We start from the raw sequence: 13,350 nt of genomic DNA, 5'->3' as shown, positions 1-13,350 counted from the left end.
ATTAAAGATAAGTTGTTTTATCAAAAGGAATAACCGACACTGATATTTAAGACGACAGGTGAATTTGCAATCCCTATATTGGGTGCCTTGAATCGTTCGGTCGCATTCGTCCGGGTATTGAAATAACTGAATTCATTGTTTGGAAGCGTGCTGTCTATTTTTTGCCAATAGCGAACACTCGGGACAACGGTTATGCCTTTGAGCCAATTTTCGCGGTTTTCAAACGGAAGCCAGTTGTAATACGCGCCGATCCCTAACGTGTAGGTGGTAAAATCTGCAAGGCTGTTCGGGCTTTTCTGTGCATCGCCTGTATAATAGGTTTCGTAAAAGTGGACTTTAGGTTCGAACCGGATATTGAATGATTCGGTCAGCCGATACCCGATCCCAAAACCCGCCGAATGTGAAATCCGGAAATCGAGTTGCTGCTTTTCATAGGAATCACCAAGCGTATTCCCGTCTACATGAAGCCCGATCCCATGTGAATAATCAAAAATCCATTTGTTTGTGGAATAATTGACTTCGAAATTAAAGCCCCGCAGCACAATAGGCTGGTTGAGCCCAAAGAGAATACTGAATCGATTTTGGGACGCAGACAGGGTGTCCGGTTGTTGTGCCTTTGCCACATAAACAGAAGACAAATAAAGACATAAAGTGAAAAATAATTTTGACATCGTTTTGAATGTTACTGATTTACGCCGCAAAATTAAATGGGCGCCCACTGTCAGTTCATTCACATTTGTTAACTAATGCTATGGTTTTATGTTTTTCCGGATGCGGCTCAGCGACTGAGGTGCGATGCCCAGGAAACCGGCGATGTAATATTGGGGAACACGCTGTACGAGTATGGGGTGGCTTTGGAGCAAACGCTTATACCGTTCGTCGGCTTTGAGGTTTTGGAAGCTGTCGATACGCATCAGGTTCATCATAAAGAACTTTTCGACGATTTGCCGGGAGATGCGTTCAAATACAGGAAGTTCCGCATATAAGGATTGCAGGGCTTTTGCAGATATCTGGTAGACGATGGAATCTTCAAGCGCCCTGATGCCAATAGGTGAAGGTTGTTGGGTGATGAAACTCTGGTATTGGGAAACCCAATCATTTTCCATGGCAAAGTCACAGCTGATTTCGTCCCCTGATTCACCAAGCTTGTAATACATGAACAGGCCTGATTCCACGAATGATACCCATTGGCATACATCGCCTTCACGCAATAAGACCTGGTTTTTCTGGAGCGATGTGATGTTTACAAAAGAGAGAACCTGCCTGATTTCTTCGGCGGAAAGATTTTCATAAGAGGTCAGGTGTTTGATAAACAGCGATTCCATGCAGACAAGTTACTACAAATCGAATGGAACGCCACAAAAAAAAGCCCCCGAAGGAGCTTTCATTATTTCAATATCGTCTGTTTCCTGTCCGGTCCTACCGATATGACCTTGATAGGCACTTCGACTTCTTTTTCGATGAACTCGATGTAAGTTTTCAACTCAGACGGAAGTTCGTCGTATGTGGTCATTCCAGTCAAATCGGCCTGCCAGCCTTTCAGTTCGGTGTAGACGGGCTGTACGTTTTCTTCTTCTATGTTGTAGGGCAAATGATCTATTGGTTGTCCTTTGTAGGTATATGAAGTCGCGACTTTCAATGTCTCGAATCCAGACAATACATCGCCTTTCATCATCATTAGTTGGGTTACACCATTCACGCGGATTGCATATTTAAGGGCGACAAGGTCAAGCCATCCGCAACGTCTCTGTCTTCCTGTAACAGACCCGAATTCGTTTCCTACGCGGGCCATAGTAGCTCCGTCTTCATCGAACAATTCCGTAGGGAACGGGCCGCTTCCGACGCGTGTGGTGTAAGCTTTGAAAATCCCGAAGACTTCCTTGATTTTGTTTGGTGCGATGCCAAGACCTGTACAAGCTCCGGCAGCAGTAGTATTCGATGACGTCACGAACGGATACGTCCCGAAATCCACATCGAGCAACGAACCCTGTGCACCTTCGCAAAGTATTGACTTTCCTGCTTTTTGTGCCTGGTACAGATATTCTTCCGAATCAATGAACTGCAATTTCCTGAGGTCTTCAACCGCTTCAAAGAATTCCTTTTCGAGTTCTTCAAGGTTGTATTCCATGGCGACCCCGTAGAATTCGATCATGGCTTCGTGTTTGTCTGCCAGATGGCGGTAACGCTCCTTGAAATCCTCAAGCTCGATGTCCCCGACGCGAAGTCCGTTACGACCGGTTTTGTCCATATAGGTCGGCCCGATTCCTTTTAACGTGGAGCCAATCTTGGCTTTTCCTTTCGCCGTTTCAGATGCCGCATCGAGCAAACGGTGTGTAGGTAAGATCAAATGCGCCTTTCTTGAAATAAGCAGGCGGTTCTTGAAATCGATGTTGAACTTGGCCAGGCCTTCGATTTCTTTCTGGAAAACCACAGGATCCATTACCACTCCGTTTCCTATAAGATTGATTGAATTCTTATGGAAAATCCCCGAAGGAATAGTTCTTAAAACGTGTTTGATCCCATCGAATTCAAGTGTGTGTCCTGCATTCGGGCCGCCCTGGAAGCGTGCGATGATGTCGTATTTAGAGGTAAGTACGTCTACGATTTTTCCTTTTCCTTCGTCGCCCCACTGGAGGCCGAGTAGTAAGTCTGCGGTCATGTTGGTTGTTATAGGTTAACGGTTAACGGATAACAGTTAACGGTTACATTACTGTGCTTAATAAACAAAGCGGCAAATGTCGGAATTTGATTGGGATTGGGCAAATGAAAACTGTCATTTCGACGTCAGGAGAAATCTCAATAGTAAAGATAGATTTAGCTCCGCTCAGTTCGGCCACTCGCCTCGGGTCTCCTGACGTCGAAATGACAATTACGGAAACGGGCCGCGTTATGGATGGCAGTTGTCTGAGCTCTTTTCAGTGAGAAACGAGGTGAAAAAGCGAGTGCCGACAGCCCTGGCCTTCGTAACGCCCAAAACTTAATTATCATAGCGACAACCGTTAACTGTTAACCGTTAACCGTTAACTGTTATCCGTTAACCTCTTTTTTCTTATTCCCGTACAAATACAGCGAATGATTATGGATTTCGATATCAAAAATCTCCTCAATGGTCTTTTTGATGGTCTGGATGCGCGGGTCGCAGAACTCGATTACTTCGCCCGTATCAGTCATGATGATATGATCGTGCTGTTTGTCGAAATAAGACTTTTCGTAGTGCGCCTGGTTCTGCCCGAACTGGTGTTTGCGCACCAATCCGCAATCGAGAAGTAATTCGATAGTATTGTATAGCGTGGCCCGGCTTACCCGATAGTTCTTGTTTTTCATCTTGATGTAGAGGTTTTCTATATCGAAATGATCTTCGCTATCGTAGATTTCCTGTAAAATGGCGTAGCGTTCCGGCGTTTTGCGGTGGCCTTTGTTCTCAAGATACATTGTGAAAACGTTCTTGACGATCTCTTGATTTTTGGTGTTATCGGTGGAGATGAGTGTCATAGAGGCAAAGATAATTAATAATTAACAATGGACAAGGAACTATGACTAAGGGAAAGGAAGTTGTTGCAGCTGGTTAAATCAGTTTGATTTTTATTGGATACTTAAAGTGGAGGGAAGTGTAATATTGGGATAAATAACAATTGACAATGGTTAATCGGCATCCGGGATGCAGCCGAACTTTACGGAGCAGGACGTAATAAATGGACAATGATAATCCAACGGGAACAAAAAAGTTTGCATTTGGTAAATGAGATTTGGATTTAGTCGGTATGATTGAGGGTTATATAATTTAACACCCGAGGCTTTAGCCGAACTGAGCGAAGCTAAATGATACAGAAAAAATGTACTTGACTTATTTCGGAATTCATTAGGGAACACCAATGGCCCCTCCCCGGAGCCAATGTAACAATCTGCAAAATACCCTTGTTACATAAAATCTACCGCAAAAGTTAAAATTTAATCAGTATCAGCCATTGTTAAACATCTTAACTAAGGCAGAAATGTTTAGAATGACACAATAGCCGCTATCCATAAAATAAATGAATAGTACTAACAAAATCTGTATAAATGAACCCCAATTTACGTTAACTGTCTAAAGCTAAGGGATGAAAAAACAAATGGTAAAGATGACATAAAATGTCGACTTTATCCAAGACTATTTCTTTTCCAAAGCCGAAACCCGCTCCAATAAATCCTCAAGCAATTCCTGTTGTTTGGTTATTTGATTCTTGAGTTGCGCATTTTCGTTCTCAAGATTTTTGTTTTTCTGGTCGAGTTCCTTCAAAGCATTGACCGATGCAATCAGGATAGGGTGGATGTTGAGGTTCAGATACCCGTCATCGTCGGTTCCCACGGCTTCCGGGAAGATTTCCTTTACCTGTTGGGCGGAGAATCCGGAATATTCGGTTTTCAGGACTTCCGCATCAAATGTTTTATCGCGGACGTTTTTATAGTTATAACTGATTGGGTTGAGTCGGATGATTTCCGGAAGACCTTTCTGATAAGAGCCATGGATGGTTTTTAGTCGTTCATCTGATGCGATCGTCCAGGTATTCGTACCGGGTTTGCGGCCCTGGTCAAGTGAAAGCTGGAACTGTCCGCCCGGAGCCGTCAACCCGATTCCCACACGCACGTTGTCCGTGGCCTCATTTATTCCGGCAATACTTCCCAGGACAATGGTATTGCTCGCCGTAACATAGGCGTTAGCGCCAATCGCTGTGGCATTGGTCAGGTTTCCCGTAGAAACGTCGGCATTATATCCCAAGGCCGAATTATCTGATCCGGTCGTATTGGTCAAAAGCGTATGCCGCCCGAATCCGGAGTTGAACATACCTGTCGTAGTCCCGCCAAGCGAAAGCTGGCCGAATGCGCAATTCGATTGTCCTTCCGTGATATTATGGGCAGACTGACACCCGAAAGCCGAATTGTAAGATCCATTTGAATCCATGAGGGACATATACCCAAAAGCACTGTTGAAATTTCCTGTAGTGGCCTGGTAAAGCCCGGAATAGCCGAAAGCCGTATTTTGATTATCTTCAGAATTGGCAAGCGCACTTCGGCCGAACGCACTAAGTGTATTTCTTATTTGGCCGGATACCAAATTGTTTCGCTTGAAAATCAGGTCTTCATTATCAGTGGTTCCAATAAAGTTGGTTCCGGCTGTAGTTCCCGAATTCCCGGTAAGGCCCCAACCGCCGTTTGCCTGAACCCATTCCTTTGTGACGATTGCCTTTCCGGTAGTTTCGGCATTTATCAAAGCATTGGTTACGGAAGGCAACGTCGCGAGGCCATTTTTTAAGATAGTAAGCGCATTGGATCTTACTGTAGCGGAAGTTCCGTTCCCAACCGAAAATAACCTGTCGGCCGTATTCCATGCCGAAGCAGACAAAGGGGTGTATGTAGTATTGAATCTTCCCAGAGTAGTCTCACTAAAAGAAAGCGCGCTCGTATTTTGGCCGGCCGCGAAAGAAGTGTTGCCCGATGCCGTAGAACCAAAACCTAAAGCCGTGCTGTATTCGGCAGAGGCAATCGTATTTCCTCCCAAAGCTGTGGCGGCCGTTCCGGAAGCGGCACTGTTTGAACCAAATGCTACGGATGCACTCCCTATATTGACATCGTCCCATTGAGAAGCAGTGACGAGACCTGCCCGGAATGCCGACTTCCTCGGATAGAAAAACATACGCGTACCCGCTCCGGAAAGTGACAAAGTAGCTCCCGCATTATTCGTTCCCGTGACCTGAAAGCCGTCGGTTCCGATAATAGATACAGCACCCGCATCGGCAGTTATTGACCTTCCGGCACCCGCTCCGCCATGGTCATAAGCCTCATCAAGCGTAGCTCCGCCATTAGCCGCTAAATACTCTTTCGTAACAATCGCCTTTCCGGTCGGTTCGGCAGCTATCAAAGTATTGGTTACAGATGGCAAAGTAGCCAGCCCGTTTTTTAAGATAATCAGGGCATTGGAACGGTTCGATGCATCGGAACCATTTCCTACGGACAGAATACGGTCGGTCAGGTTAAAAGCATTTGCCCCATTCGTTCCCGGTGTATAGGTTGTGGAAAAGCGACCCAGTGCCATTTCGTTCAGTGACCCAGCAGTGACGGCCGTTCCAATTGCGGCTGAAGCATTGCCCGAAGCCGTATTGGTATTCCCGACAGCCAATGACGAACTACCGGACGCTACGGACTGTGTACCCATAGCCGTAGCATCGGTACCTGAAGCTGTAGTCTGGTATCCGAATGAACTTGAAGTCGTTCCGGTGGAATTCGTATTTTCTCCCATTGCAATAGCTCCGTACCCCGAGGCGATATTGGATTTTCCGAGTGCGGTCGAATATTGACCCGATGCCCGCGTACTTTCGCCGGAAGCAAACGAATTGGCTCCTGTATTGGCATCGTCCCAATTCGTTCCGATGACTCCTCCCACGCGGAATGCTGCCTTTCTCGGATTCCATAGCATGCGTACACCGGTTCCCGCTACGGTTATAACTGCTCCCGTATTTGCCGTTCCTGTAGAAATCAATCCGTCTGTTCCGGCTATGGTCACCGCGCCGCCATCTGCGGTGATGGTTCTACCTAATCCGCTTCCACCAAAATCGTATGCCCTGTCCAGACTTCCGGAATTGGCGCTGACCCATTCTTTGGTAACGATAGCTTTTCCGGTCGGCTCCGCATCAATCAAGGCGTTGGTTACAGATGGCAATGTGGCAAGTCCGTTTTTTAAGATGGTAAGGGCATTGGATCTTAGTGTATTTGAAGTTCCGTTGCCGATCGAAAAGATACGATCCGTGGCATTCCAGGTAACAGATCCGTTAAGACCGGCGATGTAAGTCGTATTGAAACCACCAAGAGCCACTTCGGAAACGGTTTGTGACAGTACTGCATTCCCAATTGAAATTCCACCAGTTCCGCTAGCCCCTGATCCGATTCCCATAGCCACCGATCCGCTTCCATTGGCAGACGGTCCCAAACCGAGCGAAGTAGCGTTAGCTCCCGAAGCAGTTGCACTGTATCCCATTGCCGTAGCCGAATCTCCCGAAGCTATCGTGCCCGGGCCCATGGCAAAGGAGGAATAACCGGTTGCCTGGCTGAACCTGCCCAAAGCTGTAGCATACTCACCCGAGGCGATTCCGCTGTCGCCCGCTGCAAAAGAACCTAGTCCCACATTGGCATCGTCCCATTGATCGGAATACGCATGTCCGACCCGAAACGCCGCTTTCCTCGGATTCCAGGTCATCCTTGGTCCGGAACCCGACATGAATGAGATTCCTGCACCCAGAAACCCGGTAGAATGTAAGCCATCATATCCTGAAATCAATACCGGCCCTGAATCGGCCCAAATGGAACTGCCACTTCCTGGCCCTCCAAAATCATACGACTGATCCAGTGTCGCCCCAAAACTTCCCGTCGCTATTTTTACCCAGATGTTGTAAACGCCATCCCAATAATAGAATCCGGGTAAATTGCTCCCGACATCCTGGGTCAGGAAAACCATCATCCCGTTTTGTGCAGCCGTAGGATTGACTGCCGGAAAAGCCGTCACACGTGGAATAAGGATTCCATCGGTGTTGGAAGGTGCTGCGGCATTGGTTACAGGAATATCCAATAAGGCCTTTGGGTCGGTCGTATTGATGCCGACCTGTGCATTGGCCCAAAAAAACGTGAATAAAACCAGTAATAGTGTGTGTCGCTTTTCCATCCCGTTCGCTTTAAATAAAATCCTCCCGTGAAAACAGGAGGATTTATAGACCCTAAGAATTACCACCAACTTTTGGGTCGACTACTTATTTTTTATGACGATGTAAAGGTGCAGATAGCGAATATGTCAATCAATACGTAATTGAGGGTAGGTAAAAACGCACATTGGATTGGTTTATTGTAGATTGTCTGGCGGAAACGCAGTTAATTGACGGAATCAGGGAAGGGAGATACGCCGTTTGACGTAGTCGCTACATACGGGTATCAGAAAGGAATCGTAAGCCGCGTCTCGAGTCCGTCGCCCGATTCCATGGCAATGGTTCCCTCAAGCAATTCCATGCGTTTGCGTATGTTGATGAGGCCGTTGCCGAACGCATTCTCATCCTTCAGGCCAATGCCGTTGTCGGACACGATCACGGTGAGTTGTTTTTTATCTGCACGGATATCTATGGAAACATTTGTCGCCCCTGAATGTTTGAGTGCATTGTTGAGGATTTCCTTGATACAAAAGAAAAGCTGCTTGCGCACCTGTCCGTTGAGAAAGTCGGTATGGGCGCTGCCAATGTCTTGTGCATAGTGAAACGTTACCGAAGTCCCGTCAAAATACGTATGTGCATAATGGCGTACGTATTCGCAAAAGTTGCGCAGTGAATTGTTCTCGTTGTTGAGCGACCAGATAAACGTATGCAATCGTTGGGAAACTTCCTTTCCGGTAGCGGCTATTTTGGCGCTGAGCACTTGCTGTCGTTCGCTTTTTTCAGACAGCTTGCCCAACAGGTCGGCGTTGATAAGGATGCTGCTCAGGCCGCTGCCGATATCGTCGTGAAGGTCTTTGCTGATTTCATTCTTTTGCCGAAGCAGCATTTTCTGGTGTTTGCTTGTGCGCCGGATACTGATGACCGCCAGCAACAATACCAACACGCCCAACAAGGCCGCGAACAATTGCAGCAAGGCGGTTTTGCGCTGTCGGTTCAGTTCTTCGATACGCAGCAGCAACACCCGGTTTTCGCTCCTGATATATTGGTTGCTGATGGTCTGGATCTGTTCGTTTCCGTGTAGTCTTGTCTTTGCCTCAAGCCCGATGATGACGTCCTGGACCAACATGATCTGTTTGTCCATCTTTTGTTTTTTGAAAACATCGAGGGCCGTAGTGTAGAATATCTGCCGGTATGTGTCGTTGACGTTCTCGCGTTTAAGGATTGCCTGTGCCTTATCGAATAAGCGCTGGATCTGTGCCTCATTGTCGGAACATTGCATCAGCGAACCCAGGTTGACCACTTGTATGTCGAAAAAGTTGGATCGTAAAGCGGCTTCGGTACTTCTGTCAAAGTACATACGCGCACTGTCGGTCTGTTTCTTTTCCAAATAGATCAAACCCTGTGTCTGCAAGGTATTCGGTATGCCGCGCGGGCTTTTGTTGGCTTGGGCAATACGCAGTGCTTTCTTGATATACCACGAAGCCGAATCGGGTTCATGTTCGACTATTTTGAGCTGGGCGATGTTGTTGAAGATATGCTCGTCCCGGATAATGTACCGGATGCGCGGCGGTTGTTTGGCTTTCGGATATATTTTCTTGGCATCGAACAGGTACTTGCCTGATTGGCTGTAGTTCTTAAGTTCGAAATAATTGATACCTATGAACATATTCGCATCGTCCATCAGAATGCTGTCGTTCAGTGTCTTGGCAATGATAAGTGCCTTTTGTCCTTCGTGTATGCCAAACTGGTGCAATCCCATGTAATAGAACAGTTCCGATTGCAGGCTGTCAATGTAATACGATAAGGTATCGGGTGTTTTGGACTGATGCAACTCCCTGACGCGTTCGAGCCATTGTTGGGATTTGGTCAGGTCATCGTCCTGTTGTAAATAGTACTCGGCCTTCAGGAATGCCTGTTTGATGCGGCAATCGTCTTCAATGCAGTTTTGGGTTGTTCCCGACGCCTTATCGGCCTGGCCCGAAACCAATAACGGAACTAAAAACAGTATGCCAACCCACAGCCGCATCAGCGTTTGAGGTACAGGTTTACGGCTTCGACGCGTGTATTCACATGCAATTTTTCGTAGATGTTCTGGATGTGTTTTCTCACGGTTCCCGTACTGATGCCGAGTTCCCACGCCACTTCTTTATTCATCTGTCCTTTGGCGAGTAAATCCAGAATCTCTTTTTCGCGCAGGGTCAGCGATTCCGTAATCTTGTTCTGTGATTCCATCTTGGAGAAACTGGCCACTACTTTACGTGCGATGCTTCCGCTCATGGGGCTTCCGCCTTCAAACAGTTCGTCGAGTGCGGCAATGATCTGAGCCGGGCCTTCGGTCTTTAAGATATAGCCTGAGGCACCTGCTTTCAGGCTCGCAAAAATCTTCTCGTTATCGTCATGGGACGTACACATGAGCACCAGTAGATCAGGGTTAGTCGCTTTCAAACGTGAGACGCATGTTATCCCGCTTTCACCGGGCAGGTTGATGTCCATGAGCACGGCGTCCGGATCTTCAGCCGGAATGTCCATAAGCGCGAGTTCTGCATTCGGATAACTTCCGGCCATTTCATACTGGTTGGTGAATTGGAGCATCATACCGAGTGCTTCGCGCAAATCCTGGTCGTCCTCAACTATGCAGATACGTTTTTTCATGGGGTTTCAATATAGGGTAAAATTATGGAATGTGAGGTAGGAGGCAATACGTAAATGGGCGTAGGTTTTTCAGGGATTCTTCTGTAAATCCATATAGCTGACTTTCCTGTCAAATACCTCTTTTTAGTAGTGAGTATGAGTGTAACTTATTGGTTAATTGATGGTTATTGATTGGTTTCCGAATAAATTTAACAGAAGCAGATGCTTTATTCGGTAATAAAATCTCTATTTTTAAGAGCCCTAACTAATTTCCCTTTATTTACCGCCCCTCATTTTATTGGCGCCGTTGCCTGTTGTTTTTTTTCGATAATGGCTCTCCGGAATAGTAAACACACAACCAATATAACATGAACAGAGTAGTACTTTTTTTGTTGCTGTGCGCGTCAGTAGGATTTGCACAACCGGGCAGTATTGACCCCACTTTTCATCCATCGGCCCATTTATATGGAGATGGCCCTAACGGCTTGGTCTCATCGGTTTTGCTTCTTGCGGACGGCAAAGTCGTACTGGCCGGAAATTTCCTGACATACAACGGAATCACATGCAACAGATTAACACGTGTCAATGCGGACGGTTCACACGATGCTACATTTATTACAGGTTCAGGGGCAAATGGCATCATCTCCAGGGTTATTGAACAAACGGATGGCAAATTGCTTATTGTCGGATCATTCACCACATACGATGGAACTTCAAGAAACCGAATCGCACGCCTGAATTCAGATGGAAGCCTCGACACCACTTTTAATCCCGGCCTTGGCGTCAACAACGAGATTTTTTGTGTGGTACTCCAGACAGATGGAAAAATCCTCATCGGCGGTGCTTTTTCATCGTATAACGGTACCGCTGCCCAACGCATTGCCCGGCTAAATCCGGATGCCAGTCTCGATACTTCTTTTTCACCCGGGACAGGTAATTCAGGAACGGTCTACAGTATTGCATTACAACCTGACGGTAAGCTTATTGTAGGAGCATTTGCCCTGCAGATAGGCAGCATGGTGGGTTTCCCCTTGACCCGGATGAATACGGACGGATCACAGGATCCCACATTTACCCCAGGTACGGCAGCTACGGGGATATTCGACATCAAGATATTGGGTTCCGGAAAAATAGTGGTAGGAGGTAGCTTCAATACGTACAACGGAACCTCGAGGCGCAATATCGCACGCATCAATTCCAACGGTACACTCGATACGAGTTTCATCGTAGGAACAGGAACTAACGGCACGATCAGGGCGCTTGAAGTTCAGCCGGACGATAAAATCCTGATTGGAGGTGAGTTCACCACATTCGGAAGCACTTCCAGGAACGGAATCGCGCGACTCAATGCGAACGGGTCTCTTGACACCGGATTTGATCCCGGTTCAGGGACAGACATAGTTTATGACATTGCATTACAACCGGATGACAAGATTTTGGTGAGCGGGTTATATGAGGTTTACGGCGACGATACGCGCAAGAATATGTCGCGTGTGAATTCCGATGGTTCTCTGGACCAGACCTTCAATCCGCTCCAGGGGCCGGAAGGTTCTATTATTTCACTGCATGTCCAACCCGACGACAATATCATCATTGCCGGAACCACTTGGTCCTATGATGCAACAATCCGGCCCACAATCGCCAGGCTGGATCCGGAAGGTTACCTGGATCCGACCTTTGATGCGGGGACTGGGGCTTCAGGCTATATTAATACGACTGCCTGGAATTCGGGTAAAACGATAGCGGCAGGTGTTTTCAATTCATTCAACGGCTTGACCAGAAATAACCTCGTCCAGCTTAATTCGGACGGTTCCGTAGATACTTCGTTTATTCCAGCAACCCCATCAGCATTTTATATCAGCAAGGTCATCGTTCAGCCAGATGGAAAAATCCTTGCATGTGGCTATATCAATGGTTCCGGAATCAGTGCTTATCTGGTGAGGCTAAATTCCAACGGAAGTACTGATGTCTCTTTTACCCCGGCATCCATCCCGAACCAATTCTTTTTTGATATGGCGCTTCAACCGGACGGAAAAATCATAGTCGGTGGTTCGTTTACCTCCTTTAACTCATCTGTTGCAAGCCGGGTGATGCGACTCAACACAAACGGATCTTTCGACGCTTCGTTCAATACCGCTTCCGGACCGTCAGGCCAGGTACAGTCGATAGCTGTCCAACCGGACGGAATGGTAGTCGTCGCGGGAAACTTCACGACGGTATCCGGTATTACCAAAAAGTATATTGCCAGATTGGATGCGAATGGCACATTGGATACTGCATTTAATACCGGTGTAGGGCCTGATGCCGGCATTGACGAAATTAAATTGCAGCCGGACGGTAAAATAGTCGTCAGCGGTTTTTTCCAGACATACGATAGCGTGTCCCAAAGCTACCTTGCACGTATAAATACTGACGGTTCGCTTGATAGTTCTTTCGATACGGGTACGGGGCCTGATTCCCAACTTTCATCGATCGGTTTTCAATCCGACGAAAAAATTATCATATCAGGCTTGTTCTCATCCTATGACGGAGCTGTGCAGAAAGGTATTGCTCGCCTGTTTACATCAGAAGATATTCTGCCATGTCCCACTATCGAAAATCCGTCCCAGACTTTTTGCTCGAACCAGAATGCCACAATAGACAATCTTGACGCCACCGATAATGGAGGAGGAGTCGTATGGTATGATGCCATCGACGCGACGGTTGCGCTTTCGCCGGGTACGCCTTTGATTGACGGGTCAGCTTATTTTGCCGATAACACTTCCGGAAGTTGTGACGTGCGTGAGAGCGTAACGGTTACCATTCAACAGGAGTATTCGTTTTATGTCGATGCCGATTCCGACGGATTCGGTTCAGTTACGACAGCATTGTTATGTGCGCCCGATGCCCTGACGCCTCCAAGTGGTTATACCAACGTTTCGGGGGATTGCGACGACGCGGTCGCAGCCATCAACCCAGGCCATGCCGAGGTACTGTACAACGGTGTCGACGACAACTGCGACGGCAACCTCGACGAAGGCTTCCAGCTGCTTTCCAATGTGATCACCGCACA

At 47.2% G+C, this 13,350-nt stretch carries 8 protein-coding genes; 1 reads left to right on the top strand and 7 read right to left on the bottom strand.

Annotation, left to right across the window (positions count from 1 at the left end):
* Nucleotides 1-20: 20 nt before the first annotated feature.
* The 7 genes from G6047_RS14205 to G6047_RS14175 form a co-directional block, all read right to left on the bottom strand.
* Complete coding sequence (locus tag G6047_RS14205) at nucleotides 21-671, bottom strand: hypothetical protein (protein WP_169528299.1); 651 nt, start codon at nucleotides 669-671, stop codon at nucleotides 21-23.
* A gap of 78 nt (nucleotides 672-749) precedes the next feature.
* Nucleotides 750-1,325, bottom strand: a complete 576-nt coding sequence (locus tag G6047_RS14200) for a Crp/Fnr family transcriptional regulator (RefSeq protein ID WP_169528298.1) — start codon at nucleotides 1,323-1,325, stop codon at nucleotides 750-752.
* Between the two features lie 62 nt (nucleotides 1,326-1,387).
* On the bottom strand, nucleotides 1,388-2,659 hold the full coding sequence (locus G6047_RS14195; protein WP_169528297.1) for an adenylosuccinate synthase: 1,272 nt from the start codon (nucleotides 2,657-2,659) through the stop codon (nucleotides 1,388-1,390).
* 368 nt (nucleotides 2,660-3,027) lie between these two features.
* Nucleotides 3,028-3,492, bottom strand: coding sequence for a Fur family transcriptional regulator (locus G6047_RS14190; RefSeq protein WP_169528296.1), 465 nt, complete (start codon nucleotides 3,490-3,492; stop codon nucleotides 3,028-3,030).
* Nucleotides 3,493-4,147: 655 nt separating this feature from the next.
* Entirely contained in the window at nucleotides 4,148-7,690 is a 3,543-nt protein-coding gene (locus tag G6047_RS14185) for a tail fiber domain-containing protein (RefSeq protein WP_169528295.1), read from the bottom strand.
* A gap of 263 nt (nucleotides 7,691-7,953) precedes the next feature.
* Nucleotides 7,954-9,693, bottom strand: coding sequence for a sensor histidine kinase (locus G6047_RS14180; RefSeq protein WP_169528294.1), 1,740 nt, complete (start codon nucleotides 9,691-9,693; stop codon nucleotides 7,954-7,956).
* Nucleotides 9,693-10,319 (bottom strand): response regulator transcription factor, encoded by a 627-nt coding sequence (locus G6047_RS14175; RefSeq protein ID WP_169528293.1) that lies wholly within the window; start codon nucleotides 10,317-10,319, stop codon nucleotides 9,693-9,695. The genes G6047_RS14180 and G6047_RS14175 overlap by 1 nt, the downstream gene beginning before the upstream one ends.
* A gap of 347 nt (nucleotides 10,320-10,666) precedes the next feature.
* Between G6047_RS14175 and G6047_RS14170 the strand changes: the two genes are divergently transcribed.
* On the top strand, nucleotides 10,667-13,350 hold a 2,684-nt coding region (locus G6047_RS14170; RefSeq protein WP_262887857.1), incomplete at its 3' end, for a MopE-related protein.

This window comes from Flavobacterium silvaticum (genome assembly GCF_012911565.1).
Lineage (GTDB): Bacteria > Bacteroidota > Bacteroidia > Flavobacteriales > Flavobacteriaceae > Flavobacterium > Flavobacterium silvaticum.
The sequence above is the reverse complement of the archived record's forward strand: the minus strand, read 5'-3'. Positions and strand labels throughout refer to the sequence as shown.